Genomic DNA, 21545 nt, shown 5'->3' with positions numbered 1-21545 from the left:
AGGTCAGCCCGATGGACGCGCGCACGCCGGATTCCGAGATCGCCACCGCCGCCGCGCCCGCGTGGGGAACGGCGCGGATCGCCCCGCCGGCCCTGCGCCCGGCCCTGACCTGGGTTCACCGCTGGGTAGGTCTGATTATCGCGGGCTTCCTGTTCATCTCCGGCGTCACCGGGGCGGTTATCTCCTGGGACCACGAGCTGGACGACCTGCTCAACCCCCACCTGATGTACGCGACCTCCAAGACCGGGACCGCCCTGCCCGCCCTGGACCTGGCCAAGGCCATCGAAGCGCGCGACCCGCGGGTTCAGGTCACCTTCGTTCCCCTGGCGCCCGAGCCCGGCGGGACCTTCGCCTTCGGGGTCTCGCCCCGTCAGAATCCGGCCACGCGGAAGCTGTTCGAGCCTGGCTACAACCAGGTCTTCGTCGACCCGGTCACCGGCGCCGAGCAGGGCCGGCGAGAATGGGGCGCGGTCTGGCCGATCACCAGCGAGACCTTCGTCTCCTTCCTCTACGTCCTGCACTACACCCTCCACATCCCGGAGTTCTGGGGCATCGACAGGTGGGGCCTGTGGCTGCTGGGCGGGATCGCCATCCTCTGGACGATCGACTGCTTCGTCGGCTTCTACCTGACCCTTCCGCCGCGCCGGAAGGCCACCGAGGCGGCCAAGGCCGGTCGCGGCTTCTGGGCACGCTGGAAGCCGGCCTGGCTGATCAAGACCTCGGCCAGCGCCTACCGCATCAACTTCGATATCCACCGCGCCTTCGGCCTGTGGCTGTGGGGCGTGCTGTTCACGGTGGCCTTCACCGCCTTCTCCCTGAACCTCTATTCCGAGGTCTTCTATCCGGTGATGTCCAAGGTCAGCCAGGTGACGCCTGGCCCCTTCGACCTACGCAAGCCGGTGGACCACGACAGCCCGATCATCCCGGCCCGCAGCTATCAGCAGATCCTGACCACCGCCTCGACCGACGCCAGGTCGCGCGGCTGGGACGACCCGGCCGGCGGGGTCTTCTACAGCCCCGACTTCGGCATCTACGGAGTCGCCTTCCATGAGCCGGGCGGCGATCATGGCGCCGGCGGCGTCGGCCCGCCCTATCTCTATTACGACGGCGCGACCGGCGCCTTCCTGGGCCAGCGCGAGCCCTGGGTCGGAACTGCCGCCGACATCTTCCTCCAGGCCCAGTTCCCCCTGCACTCGGGCCGCATCCTGGGCCTGCCCGGCCGCATCCTGATCTCCATCACCGGCCTCGTGGTGGCCGCGCTCAGCGTCACCGGCGTGGTGATCTGGCAACGCAAGCGCGCGGGACGGGTGAAGCGGCGTGGGCTCAGGGCCGCCGCCTAGACCCTCGACGTCGGCGCCGGCCGCACTAAGCTGCCCCTCGCGTCTTGGGGAGCGGCGGCGGCATGAACGGTACGAAGTCCCGCGACGTCTTCCGCCTGCCGGGCTACCTCGCCTTCTGGAGCGCCGAGACCGTCTCGGAGTTCGGAACCTACATCACCACCCTGGCCCTCCAGGTGATGGTCGTGGTCACCCTGCAGGGCGGCGCCACCGATGTCGGCCTGCTGAACGCCTCGCGCTGGGCGCCCTACCTGGTGCTGGGTCTGGTGGTCGGCGCCCTCGTGGATCGCTGGCGGCGAAAGCCGCTGCTGGTGGGGACCGACCTCGGCCGCGCCCTGCTGCTGATCGCGATCCCGGCGCTGTGGTGGATGGGCGCGCTCAGCCTGCCGCTGCTGATGCTGTTCGTCGCCCTCTTCGGGGTGCTGACCCTGCTGAACGACGCGGCCTCGCAGTCCTTCGTCCCGCGCCTGGTTCCCGCCCCCCAGCTACTGGCCGCCAATGCGCGCCTCGATCAGGGCGCCACCGTCGCCCAGACCTCCGGCCCGGCGGTGGCCGGCGCCCTGGTCAGCGCGGTGGGCGCCCCCATCGCCGTCCTGGTGGACGCCGCCTCCTACCTGTTCTCGGCCCTGGTGATCGCCCGCATTCCGGTGGAGGAGCCCCGCCGCGACGCCGCCGCACCGCGTCCGCATCTGCGCCGGGAGATCGGCGAGGGCCTGGCCTTTGTCTACCGCCACCGCGTGCTGGCCCCCTTCGCGGTGGGAACCCACGGCTGGTTCCTGTTCAATTCCATGCTGGTGACGGTCTTCGTCCCCTTCGTCCTGCTGGAGCTGAAGTTCACGCCCTTCCAGCTCGGCGTCGCACTGGCCGCCGCTGGGGTGACCGGCTTCGTCGGCAGCCTGCTGGCCGCCCGCATCGGTCGGGCCTGGGGCGCCGGCTGGGCGGTCATCGCCTGCCGCGCGCTGATGCCGGGGGCCTGGGCGGTCATCGCCCTCGCTCCGGCCGCCGGCGTCTGGACCCTGGTGGCCCTGGCGGTCGGCCAAGGCCTCTACGGCCTGGCCATGGGCGCGTCGAACGCCAACGAGATGGGCTACCGCCAGGCCGTCACACCCGATGTCCTGCAGGCCCGCATGAACACCACCATGCGTTCGATCAACCGCGCCATGATCGTCGTGGGGGCGCCGCTGGGCGGCTGGCTGGCCGACACCATCGGCTACCGGCCCACCCTCTGGATCGCCATCGCGGGCTTCGTCGCCGTCACCCTCTATCTCGCCGCCAGCCCCTTCCGGACCGCAAGGCACGGGGACACCGCTTAGGCTGGCTCACCTCGATCAAGGCTCACCCCCAGCGCACCGCCGCCTCGTCCCGGAGTTGCCGCTTCAGGATCTTCCCAGACGCGATGCGCGGCAAGGGTTCGCTGGCGAAATGGAAAAACCTGGGGATCTCGAACCGCGCCAAACGCGGCCCCAGGAATTCCCGCAGCTCGGCCTCGTCGATGGGCGCGCGCGCATAGATCGTGGCCCCCACCTCCTCGCCCAGCCGCTCATCGGGCACGCCGTAGACGCTGGCCTCGATCACCTCCGGGTGCTCCAGCAACGCCGCCTCCACCGACCCGCAGCCGATGTTCTCCCCACCCCGGATCACCAGGTCCTTGATGCGGTCGACGATGTAGACGAAGCCCTCGTCGTCCACATAGGCCACGTCCCCGGTGCGCATCCAGCCGTCCACGAAGGTGTCGGCGTTGGCGTCGGGGCGGTTCCAGTAGCCGCGCATGATCGAGGCGCCACGGATCTGCAGCTCGCCCCGGGTACCCGCCGGCTGGGCCACGCCCGCCTCGTCGACGATGCGGATATCCAGCACGCCGGACACCCGCCCCGAGCTGGCCGGATGGGCCAGGTAGTCGGCGCCGGCGATGCTGGTGCCGATGGCGTTGGTCTCGGTCATGCCCCAGCCGGTGTTGGGGGCGGCGTTGGGGAAGGCCTTGTCGATGGCCCGCACCTGTTCCGGGGCGCGCGACGCCCCGCCGCCGCCCACGGCGATCAGCGAGCTCAGGTCGCGGCCCTCGCGCCTTGCGATCTCCACCAGGTCGCCGGTCACCGCCGGCGGGCCGTTGAAGCCGGTGATGTGCTCGCGCTCGATGATCTCGACAGCCTGGGCCGGGTCCCACTTGTACATGCAGACTAGCCGCCGCTGGGCCCGGAAGCTCTGCAGCAGGCTGACGTGCAGGCCCGAGACGTGGAACAGCGGGATCGACAGCAGCGCCGCCGGCTGCGGTCCGCCCACCACGGGCGCGAACCCGGCCAGCATCCCGGCCTGGGCGTCCAGCTCCCACGACAGCAGCGCCGAGAGGATGTTGCGGTGGGTCGAGACCGCCCCCTTCGGATGCCCCGTCGAGCCGGAGGTGTAGAGCATGATGGCGTCGTCGTCGGGCCCGACCGCGCGCTCCGGCGGCGCGGCGTCGCCCGCCCCGGCCATCACCTCGTCATAGCTCCGCACGCCCGCCGCCAGCGGCTTGGTGGCCCGCACCGCGATGACCGAAAGCCCGGCGGGCGCGTCCTCGCAGGCGGCCAGGCGGTCCAGGCGCTCCTGGTCGGCCAGCAGCAGCTTGGCGCCGCTATCCTTCAGCCCGTATTCCATCTCGTGCGGCTGCCACAGCGCGTTCATCGCCACCGCGATCGCCCCGATGGAGGTGGCCGCCATGAAGCCGAGAATCCATTCGGGATAGTTGCGCATGGAGATCGCGACCCGGTCGCCCTTGGCCACGCCATAGTCGGCGACCATCACCGCCGCCAGCCGCTGAGACCGCGCCCAGGCCGCCTCAAAGCTCAGCCGCTCGTCCTCGTAGACGATGAACGGCAGGTCGCTGCGGCCCGCCTCGAACAGGGCGCGCAGGTTCACGGGCGCATTCCTGAACGCCCGCACGCGCCGCCCCAGGGCCTCGGTCTCCACCAGCTCATAGGGCAAGCCCTCGCCGGTCAGCTGCGCCAGCGCCTCAATCCTGTTCACGTGTCTCAAATCCCCAAACTGCGCGCCCGGACTTGCGCCGGGCTGACGGGGCGTAAGCGCCAGAATTCGGGCGGGATGTCCAGCCGCCGCGGTCGGGGACGACGCGGGGACCCCACCCGGACACCTGGCGAAATATCCCTGGACAATGTCGATTTCGCCACTTCCGAGACGGCCGGCGCCCGGCGATCTTTCCGGCATGAACACACATCACACCCTGGGCCGATGCGCCTGCCATCGCCACGCCCGCCCCGGCGTCCTGACCATCTCCAATGGCGCGGCCTCCATGGGCGGCGCCGCCACCGTCCCGCGCGACGGCGCCCTGCCCGACACCCCGGCGGCCCGGGCGGCGGAGGCCTATCTGGCCGAGGTCTCCAACCTGACCATGGTGCGCCACTGCAAGCGCACCTTCCGCTTCGGCCAGGCCCTGGCCGAAAAGGCCGGCGCCAGGCCCGACCTGGAGATGCTCTATGTCGGCGCCCTGTTCCACGACCTGGGTCTTGAGCCGCTGTTCGCCGGCCCCGACGAGTTCGAATCCCTCGGCGCCCGCGAAGCCGAGCGCTTCCTCAACGCCCAAGGCTACGCCCGCATCGCCCAGCAGGTGGCCGCCGCCATCGAGCTCCACACCTCGCCGGACACCGCCAACGACCCCCGCCCGGAGGTCGCCTATCTCTGCATGGGCGCCCTGTGCGACGTGGTCGGCGCCCGCCTCGACCAGCTGGAACCGCGCCTCATCCAGCAGGTGGTCGCCGAATACCCCCGCGAAGGGACCAAGGCCCTGCTCACCGCCCTGCTGAAGATCCAGATCGACACCAAGCCGGCTTCCCGGATCGCCGTCGCCCAGGCCCGCATGGGCGTCCTGCAACGCATCGCCGACGCCCCCTTCAGCGGGTGACGGGCGGCCGAGGCGGGCGCCCAGGCAAACGCCCCGCCGGCGCCGCCGACGTCGTCTCGACCCTCACCCTGCCTCCGGATGGGCCTCGTCCAGGTGGCGCAGGCGGGAGAAGACCGCGACCGCGCCGACGATCACCAGCATCCCGAGCCCCGGAAACAGGATGGAGGCATGGGGCCCGATGGCGTGGGCCAGGACGCCGTAGAGCACCGCCCCCGCGGGCGCCCCGCCCATCATGCCCAGGGTGAAGATCGAGAGCACGCGGGCCACCTTGTCCGGCGGCGCATACTGCTGGACCAGGCTGCGGCCCAGGGTCATCGCCACCCCGCCCCCCAGACCCCAGACGAAGTTCAGGACGCACAGCAACCAGAACGGCATGGGAATGCTGCACAACACCAGGACGGCGGCGCCCACCAGCAGCGAGGCCAGATAGGCCATGCCCTTGCGGCGGATGTGCCCGAACCGGACCAGGACGGTGGCCGATATCATCGACCCCACCCAGAAGGTCAGGCTGAACACCCCCAGGGCGGTGGCGATCTGCGTCCGCGCGGGACCGACCAGGTCGGGGGGGAAGTAATCCTGCACGATCAGCGGCAGCAGCACCGCAAAGGCGCCCATGAAACACAGGCCCATCCCGATGCTGCACAGGATCACCGGGCCGATCACCGGCGAGGCGATCGCCGCGCGAAAACCGCCGCCGATCTCCCCGGCCATGAACCGCAGGACGCCGGTCGCCCGGATCCGGCGCTCACCACCAGGACGGGGCCGTATCCGGGTGGCCGAGACCGCCGCGGCGGCCATCAGGCCCGCCTGTCCAAACAGCAGCGCCGGAATGCCCAGCAGGGGCGCGGCCGTGGCCAGGGCCATGCCCAGGATCTGGCCTCCGAACTGCGCCAGGGAGGCGAAAGCCACGCCCCGGTGCAGGTCGCCGGGCGCGACACGGCTCAGCAACGCGTCCCGCGCCGGGGTCACGAAGGCGCCGATGGTCCCGATGATCAGGGCGTAGGCGATCAGGGCGCCATAGGTCAGTCGACCGCCCGCCACAAACAGCCCCAGCCCCGCGAAGCTCACCGCGCAGAGGCCGCAGCCCAGCAGCACCGTGCGCCGGATATCGGTGCGGTCGGCCACAAAGCCCCCCAGCAGGATCAACAGCACGGTCGGCGCCTGCATCGACATCTGGGCGAGACCAAAACGGATCTCGTTCTCCTGCAGCACCACCCGCACCAGATAGGGAAACAGCACCATCTGCAGCCCGAAGGCCAGGAACCAGGCCCCCTGGGTGAACAGGTAGCTGGAAAACCCGGTGGGCGCGGCGGCGGCGGCGGCGGCGGGCGCGCCCGGCGATGTGTCGATGGCCATGGCGGCTGTGCTGTCCCGGGTGGCTGTGAGAAACCGCCGAACTCGGCGACCGTCGCAGCTATGTCACCGCATTTCCCGCCCAGGGGAAGCCGCAGGAATATCGGTGCACTTAATGGCAGCGGCCCGCGACGGCTCCTGGTGAGTGCGTAATTGAATGCACTGTCACCGTTATCCCAGAGACCCTGTCACCGTTACCCACCGTTACCGTTACTACCCAATCTCCAGAGACCCCGCCTAACCTTCGCCCTCCGCCTCTTCGTCGGCGGCCTCGACCTCGCGAAGCGCGGCTTTGCCCTCGCTGAAACTCACAATGCTGGCAGGCAAACCGATCAAGAGCAGTGGACAAGGATTGCCGACGCCACGATGCACCCGGTCTTCGAGCTTGCGCCAATGGGTCGTCGCCTCGCCGAACTTGTCGGACACGAATTTGTCGACGAACACATCTCGGAAGCCCAGCGCTCCTTTGGATCGCTCGATCCGCTGCTCGATTGCGGCCTTCTGGCGGGGGGTGGGCTGGTAGCCCCATTCCACTAGCGCCGAGAGGTCGTCGATTCCGCGGTCGTCCATGAAGCGCCGCACCAGGGAGCGCATGTTGCCTTGCAGGCTGGCGCCGCGAGTGACGATAACCCCGACCGAGATCGCGCCGTCAGCGTGCAGGCGCTTATAGTTCTCAAGGTCCCGATCGTAGAACGGATCCTTGTTGTTCCATTCGATCTCCAGGGCGATGCGCCGGCCGCCCTCATAGTCGCGCACATGGTCGACCTCGTGGGACTGGCTCTCCCTCGGCACCCCGTTGATCCGCTTCTCGACGGTGAAGGTGGTCTTCAGCCAACCCAGGGCCGCGAGCGCACGCCGGAACCGCTGGGTGCCACGGGATTCCCCACCGCCGCCCGCGATAATTTCCTCGATCGGGATGGTGGCGGAGAGCAGCGCCATCTCCAGTTCCTCTGCTGCAGACGGGAAGTCCACGCTGAGGATCGCTCGCGCATGGCTGTGGAACTCCACCTGGAAGCCCTGCTCGACGAGCCGTTCAAACACCGATCCACCCCCTGGGTCGCAACCAGGAGACCCTCTCCTGAGTCGATGCCACCACCGAATCGAAGGACGGTAGACTGGACCATTGGAAGGAAGGCGAGCGGTTTGCGGATCGTCCAGCACTACTCGCATTTGAACGGCCTGGAGTTCCTGGAGGCGCGCAAGCCCGCTCTCTGGAAAGAAATCTGCCGCGTAATTGAGGAAGTCGACGCCGACAGCTGCCGCACCAAGGTCTCGAAGGAGGCCCGCATGCTCGGCAAGGTCCTCTACTCGCCTAGCGACATGAACGCCTCGTTCAAGGAGGGCTTTCGCCGCTGCAGCCCAGCCTGGAAGAGCGTGCAGACAAATTATTGGGTCTGCGAGGACCCCCAGACCAATCGGAAGATCATCGACCTGCCGTTCAAGGAGCAGGAGCGCGAGATCATCGAGGCCGGCTTCGAGCCGTTCCAGACCTTCAACCAAACGGATTTCGTCAAGGACCGTGTCGCCGTGGAGGTCCAGTTCGGCAAGTACGCCTTCGTCGCCTACGACCTCTTCGTAAAGCACCTAGCGTTCTATGTAGCGGACACCATCGATGTTGGTGTCGAAATCCTGCCTATGAAATCCCTACAGGCCGAGATGTCGTCAGGGCCCTCTTATTACGAGAAGGAGCTCCACAATCTCATCCGCGAAGGTCGTGGCGTGCCGGGCGTGCCGCTGATTGTGCTAGGCGTCGCGCCCTAGTCAGGCGGCTGCGCGTGCCTCATCGTGCCAGGCTAGGCCGTTGAACCAGTCGGAAACCAGGAACCCGCTGAGAATCCTGAGCGCGTAGCGTTCCAGCTTGCGTCTGTTTGGAAGCTTGCCAGCGCCAGCAGCCTCCTCGGCCACCACCACGACATATCGCTCGGCATCCGCCTCGATCGACGCGCCGCAGTCGGCCAGCAGGCGCGCGTGCACCTTCTCCGCCAGATCACCAAGGAGATCAACGACGCCGAAGGGCGCCAAGCCATCGGCGCGGTGGGTCCAGGTCCGCTGCAGACGCTCCGCATCGGTCCGCCCAAGTTCGGCCGCCGCCGCACGGAAGGCGCCCGAGAGCGTGCCCAGGGTCGCGCCCACAGGTGTGTCCTTGAACTCGTCCCAGATTGCGCCGTCGAACACGACTTCGCGCACATCCTTGGACGAACCGAAAAAGAACCTCATACGCCAACCGGGAACACCATCGTCGAAGGCGTTCGAAAGCTCGAAGCGCATGCCGCTCTTGAAACGGAGACCCGGCACGGCGGCGCGGAAGCTTCGTTTCTCCGGATAGGTCCGCCCTTCCCTGTCCGTCAAGGTGACCGGTGCGGGTAAGGCAGGCAATTCGAGTTGCCCGCCGGAATGGTCCAAACCCTTGAAAGTCCCAGGCGCCACGCCCTGCGCAGCCAGTGCCAATAGATGAGTGAAAGTGGGCGGGATGGCGTTGCCAATCATCTTCGCCTTCTCAGCGAACGACCGGCCATAGAACTGATAGGTGATCGGGAAGCCCTGCAGGCAGCCGCGCTCCCGGATCGTCAGGCGCCGGAAGGAGCCCGCAAATCGCGGATCAGAGATGACGATGCTCTCACGCGACACCCGGGTACAGGTCGCGGTCACGGTGCGGGCCGGCTCGTCCATCGGATCGGGGAAGGCCATGTTGTTGTAAACCGGGTGATAGGCCTTGGCCTCGCGGTTCATGCGCAGCTCTTCGCCATTGAGGGCCGCCTCCGCCTCCATCTCCGTCAGCTGGTTCGCGGAGATGGCGACGCCCCAGACAGGGTCGGTGACGACGTCCTTCGACGCCAGCGCCGTCACCACGCCGCCAAGGGTGGGCTTGCCCAGCTTAGGCTGGAACGCCCGGACAAGGTCCAGGGGGATGTTGCCGGCGATGCAGCGTCGGCGGGCCTGCGGCGCCCCGAACTCGGAGAAGTCCACAACCTCGATCTGCGGCGCGAGGTGCTTAAACCGGTAGAGCACATGCTGGGGATCACGCAGGCCCCGCTCCAGGACATCGGCGACGCGCGGCACGTTCTCGAGCGCCCACCACCGAGGCTTGAGGTGGTCGACCACCTCAAGGAACTTCACCAAGTCCTTGAGGCCCTCGACAATATCGCCGCTGCCGCCCCGATTTGCGTAGGAGAACTCAGTGCAGGGCGGGCTGCCGACCACCAAGTCGATATCGCTGGGAAGGTCGGCCAGGGCGAGCTTGCGAATGTCGACCGGCGCCAGGGTCCCGCCGTGGTTCCCGTTGTGGGTGTCGATCGCTGGCTGCCACCATTCATAGGAGGCGACGACCTCCACCCCCGCGAGACGAAGGCCGAGGCTCCAGCCTCCTATCCCTGCATAGAGGTCGATCGCACGCACGCGCCTACATCCTGTTTAGTTTGCAAGTTCAGCCTACGCGATTCTACCGCGAGTGGGCGGAGGAGCAAGAAAAAAGTTCTTGCATTGTTCTCTTTGCGTGCGCGTAAGATTAGGACTGTGGGATGTGTGGGGCGGAGCTATGCTTCTCGGCGGGGCTAGACGATTGCAAGACCGGCGAGCTGGACCTGGGCGAGACCGTGGTCGCCCTCGACAAGGGCCTGCCGCCCTGGCCCAAGGACCGCTACGAACAGCCGCTCGCCATCGAGGCCATCCTCACCGCCGCCGCCCGCCCCATGGACCCCGCCGAACTCTCCCGCGCCTTCAAGGGCGGCGGCAAGAAGATCGAGCAGCGCGTCCTCCAGGCCCTCACCAACCTTGCCCGCTATGGCCGCGTCACCGCCCTGCCCGACGGCCGCTACGCGGCGCGGCGCGCGGCGTGAGCGACGCTGCTTTCTTGAAAAATCGCTGGAACGTGCTATCTTACACGCAAGTGGACTGGGGTTTCTCGGTCGGCGCTGGGCTCCTGGGGAAACCTCGGGGGCCTTTCTGCTATGAGGCCCACCGGCTCATGGAAAGGTCTTCAGGCCCCCGTGAATGAGCTTGGGCCGCAAGACCTCGAAGGCGCGGTTCGGCTGTAAGGGGCGCAGCACCTTCAGGCCGATTGGCCTGGCCATCAGGTCCGCGAGCTGCAACCCGGAGGAATTGGACCGCTTGTCCACGAAGAGCGGCTCCCACTGCAGTTGCGTGAAGTCGGGTTGCCGATAGCCCCAATTCGCCTGATTGCTCGCGACGCGGCGAAAGAACAGTTCAAGCTCTCGGCTTCCCGTCTGCCTCGCGCCTCGAACAACACATGCACCAGCCTGCCCGTCTGGCCCAGCGCCACGAGGCGATCCAGTAGCGTCTCCAGGCAGAACTGAAGGCCGATCTCGTAGGGACTCCAAGGATGAGCGTATTTTTGCGCCAGCCGAACCTTGTGGATGACGGCCGCCGCGACCGTGACATCTGAGGTCTCGACCAGGGTGTTTATGCGCTCAAGAAAAGTCGCCCGAACCTCGGCGCCACGCTGCAGGAAGGCGAAATCGTTCTGCTGTCGGCGGATGTCCCGTTCATGCAAGATCAGCTGATCGTGGCCGACCGTCTCGAATTTCAGGGTTTGCAGGCTGGGAACGAGCTGCCGCGCATAGGCATCCTTCGCAATCAGCACGCAGTTGAGCACGAATACCGGAAAGGTGGGGTCGGGGTTGTCCAGAACGGGCGTGCCGCTTTCGTCAGCGAACACGATGAAGTCCGAAAAGGCCAACGACCGCCTCCCTGATTGGCGCACCTGAGGTTGCGCCTCATAGTCCCGCGTGGCTCATTTCACGTCTAGATCAAGGTCGTGGCGTCCTCGCGCCAGAGCCGCCCCCTACCCCACCTTCCCCGTAGACTCCCGCACCACCAGCTGCGGCTGCACCTCGTGGGCGTCGGCGCGCTTCTCGCGCAGGGCGTTGGGCACCAGCATCTCGCCGGCCATCCGGCCCATGTCGCGCAGGGGCAGCCGCACCGAGGTCATGGGGGGCCAGAGGCGCACGGCGATGGGGGCGTCGTCGTAGCCGACGACGGAGACATCCTCGGGGATGCGCAGGCCCGCTTCCCGGGCGGCGGTGTAGACCCCGGTGGCCATCTCGTCATTGAGGCAGAAGACCGCCGTGGGGCGGGCCTCCAGGGAAAAGAGTTCCTGGGCGGCGTTGACGCCGCTCTCATAGGTATAGGCGCCGATCTTGGCGAGGTCGGGGGAGAGCGTCAGGCCGGCCTCCGCCAGGCCCGCCTCGAAGCCCTTCTTGCGCTCCATCGACGAGCGGAAGGTGGGGGGGCCGGAGATGAGCGCGATGCGGGTGTGGCCAAGGTCGGCCAGGTGGCGGGCGGCTTGCGCCGCGCCCTTGCCGTCGTGGCTGACCAGCATGCGGTCGGGTTCGTCCAGGGCGACGGAGCCGATGCGCACATAGGGGACGTCCAGCTCTCGCAGCAGGGCGGCCAGGGCCTCGTCCTCCGAGACCGGCGAGGGCAGGACCACGGCGAACAGTTTCTGGCGCTCCACGAAGTCGCGCATGTCGGCCAGCAGGCGGGGGGAATTGCGGTCCACCGGGCGGACCACCAGCTCGAAGCCCGAGCCGGCCATGGCGTCCAGCAGGCCCTGCTGGTGGCTGATGGTGTGCTGGGGGTTGGGGTTGTCGTAGATCAGCCCCACCAGGAAGGCGCGGCGGAAGGCCAGGCCGCGGGCCTGCGGGTCGGGGACGTAGCCCGTCTCGCGCATGATCTCCAGGACCGCCTTGCGGGTCTCCTCCTTGACGAAGGGGCTCTCGTTGATGACCCGGCTGACGGTCTTCTTCGACACCCCGGCCAGGCGGGCGACGTCGTTGATGGTGTGGCGCTTGGCGGCGCCGGGGTCGCGTGTCGCCACGGGCAAATGTCCTCTTTTGTCCCGGTGTCATAACCTGTGCGGCGGGTTTGCGCCAAGGCCTATGCTCGCGGACATGACACCGGTATCATGAGGCATGAGCAGCCTGTTGCGCCTCGATCCCCGCGACGACGTGGCCACCGCCTTGGTGGGACTTCAACGGTCAAGCGTGGTCGATGGTTGGCCGGTGAACGCCGACATCCCCGCGGGCCACAAACTGGCGCTGCGCAAGGTGTTGGCGGGCGAACCGGTGTTGAAGTACGGCTGGCCCATCGGCCATGCGCGGGCGGACATCGAACCCGGCGAACACGTGCACAGCCACAATCTGGCGACCAAGCTCTCGGGGCTGGAGGACGACCGTTATCTTCCCTCCGTGGCGGCCGACATGTTGGGCGAGGAGCTGAGCTTCGACGGCTACCGGCGGGCCGGCGGCCGGGTCGGGACCCGCAACGAGATCTGATCCTCTGCACCGCACGCCCGCCACCGACGACGTGCTGCGGGCGCAAGTCGAGGCCGACACGGGCCTCACCGACGCCTGGCCCTAGACCCCGAAGGTCACGTGGCCGTCGGCGTCGATCTTCCAGGCCGGGTTGTGCGCGATCTCCCAGGCGTGGCCGTCCGGATCGGCGACATAGCCGCGGAAGCCGCCGTGGGGCGGCGCGTCGCCGGACCGCAGCACCTTGCCGCCCGCCGCCGCCAGCCGGTCGATCAGCGGCTGGACGTCGTCCTTGCCAGACACATTGTGGGCCAGGGCAAAGGCCCCCGGCGTCACCGTGGGCCGCTGCATGTCATCCTCCAGGCTGGTCTTCAGCCAGGTCCCCAGCACCAAGCCGTTCATCTGGTAGAAGGCGATCTCCTCGTTCTCGAACACCGGCGCCCAGCCGAAGCCGTCGCTGTAGAACCGCTTGGAGCGCGTGAGATCGGCGATGCCGAGGGTGATGACTGAAATCTGTTGCTGCATGGCGGCAGTCTAACGCCGAAACGCCGTGGCTAGGTTCCCTTCGCCTTGGCGCCGGAATCCAGCACCTCCGGCCGCTTGGGCGTCATGTCCTGCAGGTTCCAGTCGGCCTCGTGGAACCGCCGCGCCGTCGGCGTCTGGACCGGGTAGCCATGCAGGGCCTGCTCGGAATCGATGATCGTCCCACGCCCCTCGGCCACGTCGGCCAGCAGCCGGACATCGTCATAGTCCCGATCCCAGGGCCGGGCGCCGACGTTCATCAACACCGACTTCTGCACGTCGACGGCGGCCATCGGCTTGAAACCCTCGGGCCAGGTCGGCGGCGTCTTGGTCTCGATGATCCTGGCGGGCCCCGTGGTGTAGCGGCCCAGCATCGGCAGGGGCCGGCCGATCCGGTCCACGGCGATGTTGTCGCGGCCGTAGTACTCCACGTCGCCGTCGCCCCCGAGTTCGAAGAAGGCGAGTTGGTCGGGGGTTGAGATTCCGGCCCGCATGGCGTTGCCCACCGCGACGATCTGGCCGGTCTGATAGGGGTGGTCGCCCCACTCATTGGCCTGCAGGTTGTAGTGCAGCACCCGTTGGCCCGGATTGTAGATCAGATTGTTGGCCATCACCGCCCGCACCCCGCCCTTGAACAGCGCGTTGCGCTCGTAGTTGTGGGCGTAGAGGTTGCCGACGATCAGCAGATCCGACGCATTGTCGTGGATCAGGCTGCCCTTGGAATGCTCGATCTTGGCGTGGGTCGAATAGGCCAGGCTCTCGGCGATGATATTGTTGGAATAGGTGATCCTGTGCGAGGTCGCCGCCCGCCAATCGTCGGGGGTCTTGCCCACGAACCTCAGACCGGAGACCGACAGGTTCTCGTCGGTCGCCCAGGTGAAGGTGCAGTGGTCGACGATAACGTTGTAGGCCCCGCCGACCGTGGAGAATCCGTCCTCCTCCCAGCCGCCCTTCTTGGGCTGACCGGCCTCTCCGGGACGGACGCGGATGTGCTGCAGGATCACGTCATGGGCCGAGACGTCCATGCCCCCCCGGATCAGGGTGATTCCCGGCGACGGGGCCGTCTGGCCGGCGATGGTCAGGAATGGTTCGCTGATCTTCAGGGTCCTGCGGTCGAGATCGATGACCCCGCCCACCTCGAAGACCACGATGCGCGCGCCGTTTGCCTCCACCGCCTCCCGAAGGGAGCCTGGCCCCTCCGAGGCGAGCGTCGTGACCTTGATGATCCGCCCCCCGCGCCCGCCCGGTGTGGTCGCCGCCCAGCCCTGCGCGCCGGGGAAGGCCAGAGGTTCGGCCGCCCGGACCGCGCCGCCCACAAGCAGGATGGAAAACGCCGCGACTGCGGCAAGGCGCATGGCCATGGAGACTCTCCCTGACGTCCCCCGAAATTGCGAATTTGGGACTTGATTTGAAAATGACACCGGTTTCCTCTAGAGACAACAGCGCCTTTCGAGGGCGAGCGGGTGGGGAGGCAAATTCGCGTGAGCGTTCCGGCGGCAAGCATGGCCGATGGCTTTCCCACGGACGACGTGGCGGCGCGGTTCGTCCGCGCACGGCGTTCGGCGACCGCCCTTCCCGACTACCCTGGCCCCGTGCCGAGCGATCTTGCCACCGGTTACCGCGTCCAGGACGCGGCGCTGAAGCTCTGGCCTGATGAGGTCATCGGCTGGAAGGTCGGACGTGTGCCGCCCGAGCATGAGGCACGGCTGAAGAGCAACCGCATCTGCGGCCCGGTGTTCGCCAAGTCCCTCTGGCATGTGAAGCCCGGCGACGTGACGCCGTTCCCGGTTTTCGAGGGCGGCTTCGCGGCGGTCGAGGCCGAGTATGTGGCCCGGATCGCCTTTGACGCCCCCGCAGACAAGCTGACCTGGACCGCTCAGGAGGCCATCGAGCTGATCGGCGCCCTGCACATCGGCATGGAACCGGCGGGCAGCCCCCTGGCCAGTATCAACATACTGGGGCCGACCGTCGTGGTTTCGGATTTCGGCAACAACGCCGGGCTCATGGTGGGCGCGGAGATCGTCGACTGGCGCAGCCGCCGCATCGAGGATCTTCGATGCGAAACGGTGATCGAGGGCCGGGTCATGGGCCAGGGCGGGGCGTTTGTCCTGCCCGGAGGACCGGTTGAATCCATCCGTTTCCTGGCCGAGAACACCGCGCGACGCGGCCGCCCGTTGAAGGCCGGCATGTACATCTGCACCGGCGCCGCCGCCGGGATCCATGACATCGTGGCAGGCCAGAGCGGCGCGGTGCGCTTCGACGGCTATGGCGAAATCGCCTGCCGCGCTTACCGGGCGCCGCCCGCGGACTAGAGAGACAATCTCCCACGCTTGGCGATGGCGCGGGGGTCAAGAGATGTCGCCAAGGCGAAGAAACAAAAGGGCGTTTTGTCCATGACCACCACCACAGACACCGGCCCCGCCGTCGCGGCGGACGGCAAGATGACGCGCCGCCGCTGGGTGATCTGCGCCCTGCTCTTCACCGCCGTGGTGATCAACTATGTCGATCGCCAGATGCTGGGGGTCCTCAAGCCCTTCATGTCCAAGGAGATGGGTTGGAGCGAGACCGACTACGCCGACATCGTCTTCTACTTCCAAGCCGCCTATGCGACGTCCTACCTGCTGTTCGGGGCGTTCGTGGACCGGGTGGGCGCCAAGATCGGCTACGCCTCGGCCTTCATCATCTGGCAACTGGCCCACATCGCCCATGCCGGCGCCAGCAGCCTCAACCAGTTCTTCCTGGTGCGCATGGCCCTGGGTGTCGGTGAGGGCGGCAACTTCCCCGGCGGGGTCAAGGCGGTCACCGAGTGGTTCCCGAAGAAGGAGCGCGCCTTCGCCACCGGCATCTTCAACGCCGGGGCCAATATCGGGGCGGTGATCACCCCCCTGCTCGCCCCCATGATCATGCTGGCCTACGGCTGGCGGGCGGCTTTCGTCATCACCGGCGTCATCGGCATGCTGTGGATCGTGGCCTGGCTGGTCATGTACCGGTCGCCCGAGAAGGAGCCGAAGGTGAACGCGGCCGAGCTGGCCCACATCCGCTCCGACCCCGAGGATTCTGATCAGAAGGTCAGCTGGCTGAAGGTCGCGGGCAAGCGCGAGACCTGGGCCTATGCGCTCGGCAAGTTCCTGATCGATCCGGTCTGGTGGATGCTGCTGTTCTGGCTGCCCGACTACTTCAAGAAGACCTTCGAGCTGGACCTGACCACCTTCGGTCTGGTGCTGGCGGCGGTCTATCTGATCTCCGACGTCGGCAGCGTGGGCGGCGGCTGGATGTCCTCGCGCCTGATGAAGGCCGGTTACAGCCTCAACTTCTCGCGCAAGATCACCATGCTGCTCTGCGCCTTCGCCACCCTGCCCTACTTCTTCATCAATCAGATCCACGACCTTTGGACCGCCACCGCTGTCGTCGGCCTGGTGGCGGCGGCGCACCAGGCCTTCTCGGCCAACCTCTACACCCTGCCGGGTGACGTCTTCCCCAGAAGCGCCGTGGGTTCCGTCATCGGTATCGGCGGGATGCTGGGGGGCATCGGCGGCATGGTGATGGCCAAGTCAGTGGGCCAGGTGCTTGAGTCCGCCGGCGGCTACGGCCCGATCTTCGCGGTCTGTGGCTGCATCTACTTCCTGGCCCTGCTGGCGGTTCATGTGCTGTCGCCGAAGCTCGCACCCGCCAAGATCTGAGCGACAAACCATCGTGCGACCAGGGAGCCAGCGCCCTGGCCCCGTGGTCGCCGCCGAAACGCGGGCCTCAGGTTCCGCACGCACGCGCCACTGACCAGCATCCGGCGGCTTGACGGAAGATGGTCCTGCCGCTCACGGGGCTGTGTGACGCGACGGCGCCGTCACAAGTTGACGCCCCCGTCATTTTCCTTCAATGGGCTAGGCAACCGGAGGAACAGACATGAGCGACGGATCAATCGACCTGAACAGCGACGTGCGCGCGAAGGTCTATGCGACGCCCCTCGAACTGCTGGATCCGGCGCAGCCCGAGCTGTTCCGCCAGGATGCGCACTGGGCCCTCTTCGAGCGCCTGCGGAAGGAAGACCCGGTTCACTACACGGCCGACCATGAGTTCGGCCCGTACTGGTCGATCACCAAGTACAACGACATCATGACCGTGGACACGAACCACGAGGCCTTCTCCTCCGAAGGCGGCATCACCATCGCCAACCAGACGGCCGGCGAGGGCCCCCTGCCGATGTTCATCGCCATGGACCCGCCCAAGCACGACGTGCAGCGCAAGACGGTCAGCCCGGCGGTGTCGCCGATGAACCTGGCCCTCCTCGAACCGCTGATCCGCGAGCGCGCCGCCGCGATCCTCGACAGCCTGCCGATCGGCGAGGAGTTCGACTGGGTCGACAAGGTCTCCATGGAACTGACCGCCATGACCCTGGCGACCCTGTTCGACATGCCGCAGGAAGATCGCCGCAAGCTGACCTACTGGTCCGACGTGGTGACCGCGGCGCCTGGCCAAGGCCTGATCGACACGATCGAACAGAAGATGGAGATTTTCGTCGAGTACCACGGCTACTTCACCAAGCTGTGGAACGAACGGGTCAATGCGCCGCCGAAGGGTGACCTGATCTCCATGCTGGCCCACGGCGAGGCCACCCGGAACATGGAGCCGCGCGAGTATTTCGGGAACGTCGTGCTGCTGACCGTCGGCGGCAACGACACCACCCGCAACACCATCACCGGATCTGTCCTGGCGCTGAACCAGAACCCCGACCAGTACAAGAAGCTGCGCGAGAATCCGGGCCTGATCCCTTCGATGGTCTCAGAGACCATTCGCTGGCAGACCCCCCTGGCCCACATGCGCCGCATCGCGACGCGGGACTTCGAGATCGGCGGCAAGACCATCAAGGCCGGCGACAAGGTCGTCATGTGGTATGTCTCGGGCAACCGCGACGACGAAGTGATCGAGAACCCGAACGCCTACATCATCGACCGCGAGCGTCCTCGCCAGCACATCTCCTTCGGCTTCGGCATCCACCGCTGCGTGGGCAACCGCTTGGCCGAACTGCAACTGAAGATCATCTGGGAAGAGATCCTTGCGCGCTTCCCCGATATCCAGGTCGTGAGCGAGCCAAAGCGGGTCTATTCCAGCTTCGTGAAGGGCTACGAAAGCATGAAAGTGGTCATTCCCACCCGTTACTGATCAAACCTGAGTTCTGACAGTATAGCGCAACAGGCACGCCGCCCCCCGAATTGGGGGGCGGCGTTTCGCTGTCACGGCCAACGCGGAGCGAAATCGTTCCAAACCAGTCGCCTTCGGAACCTTGTTCATATAACGACGTTCGACATTCGCCAAGATTTACCAAGATGACGATTGGTGTAACGTCGTTTTATTGACGTATGCGCACAACAATCTCCCCGATTTTCACCTCATAGCGGGTAGGATCATTACCCAAGGTCAATTGGAACATTGAATTTAAACACAAATTGACCCCTATCCGAACGCAGTTCGAGTCTGCTATCTCAAAGTATTGCCGCCGAGAGCCGTACAAGAGCTCCGGACGCGTTGGGAGGTACTAGGATGAGGAATTCTCTGCTTATGCGGAGCGCGCTGGTTGCCGGCGTCTCCGCCGCCGCTCTGGCTTGCGCCGGTTCGGCCATGGCGCAAGCTGGCGCCCCTCCGGTCACGATCGAGGAACTGGTGGTCACCGCTGAAAAGCGTGAAGCCAGCCTGCAGGACGTGCCGGTGGCGATCACCGCCTACACCAGTGAGAAGCGCGACCTGCTCGGCGTCGCCACGGTCGAGGATCTGGCGCGCATGACGCCCAGCCTCAGCTACACCAACAATGACCGCCTCTCGATCCGCGGCTTTGGTCGCCTGACCAACTCCATCGGCACCGACCCGTCGGTGGCGCTGTATTCGGACGGCATCTTCTCCAACTCCATGGCCGACGCCTCGACCCCGTCGCTCTTCATCGAGCGGACGGAAATCCTGCGCGGGCCCCAGGGCACCCTGTATGGCCGCAACTCCATCGGCGGCGCGCTGAACATCATCGCCAAGCGTCCGACCGAAGAGTTCAACGGCGAAGTCCGCGCCACCGTGGGCAACTACGGCGTTTGGCGCACCGACGCCCTGATCCGCGGCTCCGTCGTCGACCACCTGCGCTTCCTGCTGGGCGGTTCGCTGGAGCGCCGCGAGGAAGGCTTCATCAACAACCGCGGCCCAGCCGGCGACACCGGCGCGGTCAAGCGCTACATGGTCGAAGCCCAGGTCGAAGCCGACCTTGGCGAGAACATTGTCGCCCGCCTGCGCTATTCGAAGTTCGACTGGGACGACAGCTACGGGGTCGGCAACGTCTTCGAAGCCGGGATCTCGCCCTATGACACCACCGCTCTGGTGGGGCTCGGCAACCCGGCGCTCTATTACAACGCCACCCTCGGCTACACCGGGACCAACCCGGCCATCGCCGATCCCTATGAGATCAACACCAACCGCACCAACTACGGCAAGCTGTCGGATCACAACCGCCTGCACTTCGACCTGACCTGGGACCTGGGCGACTACACCCTGAAGTACCTGGCCGGCTATCAGGCCTATGTCTACGACACCGGCGGCGATCAGGACGGCACCCCGCGCACGGGCAACTTCAGCGTCCCGGCCGCGACCCCGTTCGGCGCCTATACCGCCAACAACGTCTCGCCCGACCAGGCCTTCTTCTATCAGGAGCGCCAGAAGTGGTTCTCCAACGAGATCAACCTGTCCACCAACTGGGACGGCCCGCTGCAACTGATCGGCGGCGTCTATCAGTACCATCAGACCTATGACCAGCCGCAGGGCCTGCGGGTGCTCGGCGATCCGTCGGTGCAGAACCCCATCAACCTGGCCACCGGCGGCGCGGCGGCGCCGAACCCCGAGGGCAACTACCTGAAGGTCGACGGACACCTGGAGGTCGACTCCTACGCCGCCTTCGCACAGGCCGACTGGGAGTTCGCCGACACCTGGAAGCTGACTGCGGGCCTGCGCTACACCAAGGACGAGAAGGAAGGCACCGACTTCGCCCGCTACGTCTCGCGGTCTCCGACGACCACGACCGTGCTGGCCTTGGGCGGCGTTCCCGGCGCGGCCGGCGGCCAGGCGGCGGTGGACTTCACCACCTTCGTGGTCTGCGGCGGCGCGACGATCGCGTCGTGCCTGTCCAACCCGCTCTATGCCAACGTGACCCAGCTGCCCACGGGCGGCCTGCAACGCAATCTCTCGGGGTCCTGGGACGCCTGGAGCGGCACCTTCGGCGTGCAGTGGCAGCCTGACTCCGACACCAACGCCTACCTGCGCTACAGCCGCGGCTACAAGTCGGGTGGCTGGGTGGCCTCCAACGGCCTCTCGCCGCAGCCCTACGCCGATCCGGAATATGTCGACAGCTACGAGCTGGGCCTCAAGAAGACCTGGGGCGGCCGTCTGCAGGTGAACAGCGCCCTGTTCTACAACGACTATCAGGGCTTCCAGACTCCGTTGAGCGTGGTTCTGAACCCGACCACCGGCTCCACCGGCACCCAGTTCCTGAACCTCGACGCCGAGGTCTACGGCCTGGAAGTCGAAGGCCAGTGGTCGCCGATCGACAACCTGGTGCTGTCGGCCAGCTACGCCTATCTCCACACCGAGATCACCAAGGGCTGCTGCTTCGTCGACACCACCGACCCCAGGGCCCTGCAAGCGGGCGCCCGCCCGGTTGGTCCGGTCGCGGTCGGCTCCACGACGATGAACCAGACCCTGGTGGGCAATCAAATGCCGCTGGCGCCTGAGAACAAGTTCAACTTCAACGCCAACTACACCTGGCACTTCGACGCCGGCTCGCTGACCGCCGGCGCCAGCTACACCTATACCGACGACCAGCAGACGACGATCTTCGCGTCGCCGCTGTACACCGCGCCCTCCAACAGCATCACCGACGCCCGGTTGATCTGGAAGGACGGCGAGGACCGCTTCACGGTCATCGGGTTCGTCAAGAACCTGACCGACGAGGTCGCCTATCAGTCCTCGACCCCGACGGTGCCGTCGCCGCAGGTGGGTAACCGCCGGACGGTGAAGCTCAACTTCCCCCGCACCTACGGGCTGGAGCTGCAGTACCGCTTCTAAGCCGCGGCTTTTCCTTCCGCGAAACGACTGGGGCGGCGCCGATTTCGGCGCCGCCCTTTTTCGTGGCTGATCACCTGTCGC

18 protein-coding genes are annotated in these 21545 nt (G+C 66.8%); 10 read left to right on the top strand and 8 right to left on the bottom strand.

From position 1 onward, the window contains the following. Positions 1-11: 11 nt before the first annotated feature. Entirely contained in the window at positions 12-1340 is a 1329-nt protein-coding gene (locus AAC997_RS14505) for a PepSY-associated TM helix domain-containing protein (protein ID WP_340646411.1), read from the top strand. A gap of 62 nt (positions 1341-1402) precedes the next feature. Beyond that, complete coding sequence (locus AAC997_RS14500) at positions 1403-2650, top strand: MFS transporter (protein ID WP_340646410.1); 1248 nt, start codon at positions 1403-1405, stop codon at positions 2648-2650. A 22-nt stretch (positions 2651-2672) separates the two neighbouring features. Here the strand turns inward: AAC997_RS14500 and AAC997_RS14495 are convergent, their stop codons facing one another. Beyond that, positions 2673-4340 (bottom strand): class I adenylate-forming enzyme family protein, encoded by a 1668-nt coding sequence (locus AAC997_RS14495; RefSeq protein WP_340646409.1) that lies wholly within the window; start codon positions 4338-4340, stop codon positions 2673-2675. A gap of 196 nt (positions 4341-4536) precedes the next feature. On the opposite strand from AAC997_RS14495, the gene AAC997_RS14490 reads away from it, so the two are divergent. Beyond that, on the top strand, positions 4537-5232 hold the full coding sequence (locus tag AAC997_RS14490; RefSeq protein ID WP_340646408.1) for an HD domain-containing protein: 696 nt from the start codon (positions 4537-4539) through the stop codon (positions 5230-5232). 63 nt (positions 5233-5295) lie between these two features. Here the strand turns inward: AAC997_RS14490 and AAC997_RS14485 are convergent, their stop codons facing one another. Next, positions 5296-6588 (bottom strand): MFS transporter, encoded by a 1293-nt coding sequence (locus tag AAC997_RS14485; RefSeq protein WP_340646407.1) that lies wholly within the window; start codon positions 6586-6588, stop codon positions 5296-5298. A 234-nt stretch (positions 6589-6822) separates the two neighbouring features. Continuing rightward, positions 6823-7524: a BglII/BstYI family type II restriction endonuclease gene (locus AAC997_RS14480; RefSeq protein ID WP_340646406.1), complete on the bottom strand. Its 702-nt coding sequence runs from the start codon at positions 7522-7524 to the stop codon at positions 6823-6825. A 51-nt stretch (positions 7525-7575) separates the two neighbouring features. Here AAC997_RS14480 and AAC997_RS14475 point away from each other — a divergent pair, with 51 nt between their 5' ends. Next, the gene (locus AAC997_RS14475) at positions 7576-8346 is read left to right on the top strand and encodes a BglII/BstYI family type II restriction endonuclease (RefSeq protein WP_340646405.1); all 771 of its coding nucleotides are present in this window, start codon (positions 7576-7578) and stop codon (positions 8344-8346) included. Here the strand turns inward: AAC997_RS14475 and AAC997_RS14470 are convergent, their stop codons facing one another. Then, positions 8347-9981 carry a DNA cytosine methyltransferase gene (locus tag AAC997_RS14470; RefSeq protein ID WP_340646404.1) on the bottom strand — a complete coding sequence of 545 codons (1635 nt, stop codon included), beginning with the start codon at positions 9979-9981 and terminating at the stop codon, positions 8347-8349. A 122-nt stretch (positions 9982-10103) separates the two neighbouring features. On the opposite strand from AAC997_RS14470, the gene AAC997_RS14465 reads away from it, so the two are divergent. After that, positions 10104-10421, top strand: coding sequence for a hypothetical protein (locus AAC997_RS14465; RefSeq protein WP_340646403.1), 318 nt, complete (start codon positions 10104-10106; stop codon positions 10419-10421). 233 nt (positions 10422-10654) lie between these two features. Here AAC997_RS14465 and AAC997_RS14460 read toward each other — a convergent pair whose 3' ends face one another. Next, positions 10655-11281 (bottom strand): DUF3800 domain-containing protein, encoded by a 627-nt coding sequence (locus AAC997_RS14460; RefSeq protein ID WP_340646402.1) that lies wholly within the window; start codon positions 11279-11281, stop codon positions 10655-10657. A 105-nt stretch (positions 11282-11386) separates the two neighbouring features. Further along, positions 11387-12421, bottom strand: a complete 1035-nt coding sequence (locus tag AAC997_RS14455; RefSeq protein ID WP_340646401.1) for a LacI family DNA-binding transcriptional regulator — start codon at positions 12419-12421, stop codon at positions 11387-11389. Positions 12422-12515: 94 nt separating this feature from the next. Between AAC997_RS14455 and AAC997_RS14450 the strand changes: the two genes are divergently transcribed. Then, positions 12516-12878 (top strand): SAF domain-containing protein, encoded by a 363-nt coding sequence (locus AAC997_RS14450; protein WP_340646400.1) that lies wholly within the window; start codon positions 12516-12518, stop codon positions 12876-12878. An 81-nt stretch (positions 12879-12959) separates the two neighbouring features. Here AAC997_RS14450 and AAC997_RS14445 read toward each other — a convergent pair whose 3' ends face one another. After that, on the bottom strand, positions 12960-13379 hold the full coding sequence (locus tag AAC997_RS14445; RefSeq protein ID WP_340646399.1) for a VOC family protein: 420 nt from the start codon (positions 13377-13379) through the stop codon (positions 12960-12962). Between the two features lie 29 nt (positions 13380-13408). Beyond that, a complete protein-coding gene (locus AAC997_RS14440; RefSeq protein WP_340646398.1) occupies positions 13409-14737 on the bottom strand; it encodes a pectate lyase in 1329 nt (442 codons plus the stop codon). Between the two features lie 141 nt (positions 14738-14878). Here AAC997_RS14440 and AAC997_RS14435 point away from each other — a divergent pair, with 141 nt between their 5' ends. From AAC997_RS14435 to AAC997_RS14420, 4 genes are all read left to right on the top strand, one after another. Continuing rightward, complete coding sequence (locus tag AAC997_RS14435) at positions 14879-15688, top strand: 2-keto-4-pentenoate hydratase (RefSeq protein ID WP_340646397.1); 810 nt, start codon at positions 14879-14881, stop codon at positions 15686-15688. An 81-nt stretch (positions 15689-15769) separates the two neighbouring features. Further along, positions 15770-17056, top strand: a complete 1287-nt coding sequence (locus AAC997_RS14430; protein WP_340646396.1) for an MFS transporter — start codon at positions 15770-15772, stop codon at positions 17054-17056. Positions 17057-17276: 220 nt separating this feature from the next. After that, positions 17277-18533 carry a cytochrome P450 gene (locus tag AAC997_RS14425; RefSeq protein ID WP_340646395.1) on the top strand — a complete coding sequence of 419 codons (1257 nt, stop codon included), beginning with the start codon at positions 17277-17279 and terminating at the stop codon, positions 18531-18533. 396 nt (positions 18534-18929) lie between these two features. Then, on the top strand, positions 18930-21464 hold the full coding sequence (locus AAC997_RS14420) for a TonB-dependent receptor (RefSeq protein ID WP_340646394.1): 2535 nt from the start codon (positions 18930-18932) through the stop codon (positions 21462-21464). The last annotated feature ends 81 nt before the right edge of the window (positions 21465-21545 follow it).

Source organism: Phenylobacterium sp. (genome assembly GCF_037968635.1).
Classification (GTDB): domain Bacteria; phylum Pseudomonadota; class Alphaproteobacteria; order Caulobacterales; family Caulobacteraceae; genus Phenylobacterium.
The sequence above is the reverse complement of the archived record's forward strand: the minus strand, read 5'-3'. Positions and strand labels throughout refer to the sequence as shown.

Excerpts from the sequence above, each read along its gene's own strand:
- AAC997_RS14490 (WP_340646408.1), top strand. The coding sequence starts at position 4,537 with ATGAACACACATCACACCCTGGGCCGATGCGCCTGCCATCGCCACGCC.
- AAC997_RS14420 (WP_340646394.1), top strand. The coding sequence starts at position 18,930 with ATGCGGAGCGCGCTGGTTGCCGGCGTCTCCGCCGCCGCTCTGGCTTGC.
- AAC997_RS14425 (WP_340646395.1), top strand. The coding sequence starts at position 17,277 with ATGAGCGACGGATCAATCGACCTGAACAGCGACGTGCGCGCGAAGGTC.
- AAC997_RS14485 (WP_340646407.1), bottom strand. The coding sequence starts at position 6,588 with ATGGCCATCGACACATCGCCGGGCGCGCCCGCCGCCGCCGCCGCCGCC.
- AAC997_RS14505 (WP_340646411.1), top strand. The coding sequence starts at position 12 with ATGGACGCGCGCACGCCGGATTCCGAGATCGCCACCGCCGCCGCGCCC.
- AAC997_RS14465 (WP_340646403.1), top strand. The coding sequence starts at position 10,104 with ATGTGTGGGGCGGAGCTATGCTTCTCGGCGGGGCTAGACGATTGCAAG.
- AAC997_RS14450 (WP_340646400.1), top strand. The coding sequence starts at position 12,516 with ATGAGCAGCCTGTTGCGCCTCGATCCCCGCGACGACGTGGCCACCGCC.
- AAC997_RS14475 (WP_340646405.1), top strand. The coding sequence starts at position 7,576 with ATGGCTGTGGAACTCCACCTGGAAGCCCTGCTCGACGAGCCGTTCAAA.
- AAC997_RS14500 (WP_340646410.1), top strand. The coding sequence starts at position 1,403 with ATGAACGGTACGAAGTCCCGCGACGTCTTCCGCCTGCCGGGCTACCTC.
- AAC997_RS14480 (WP_340646406.1), bottom strand. The coding sequence starts at position 7,524 with ATGGCGCTGCTCTCCGCCACCATCCCGATCGAGGAAATTATCGCGGGC.
- AAC997_RS14435 (WP_340646397.1), top strand. The coding sequence starts at position 14,879 with ATGGCCGATGGCTTTCCCACGGACGACGTGGCGGCGCGGTTCGTCCGC.
- AAC997_RS14445 (WP_340646399.1), bottom strand. The coding sequence starts at position 13,379 with ATGCAGCAACAGATTTCAGTCATCACCCTCGGCATCGCCGATCTCACG.
- AAC997_RS14440 (WP_340646398.1), bottom strand. The coding sequence starts at position 14,737 with ATGGCCATGCGCCTTGCCGCAGTCGCGGCGTTTTCCATCCTGCTTGTG.
- AAC997_RS14430 (WP_340646396.1), top strand. The coding sequence starts at position 15,770 with ATGACCACCACCACAGACACCGGCCCCGCCGTCGCGGCGGACGGCAAG.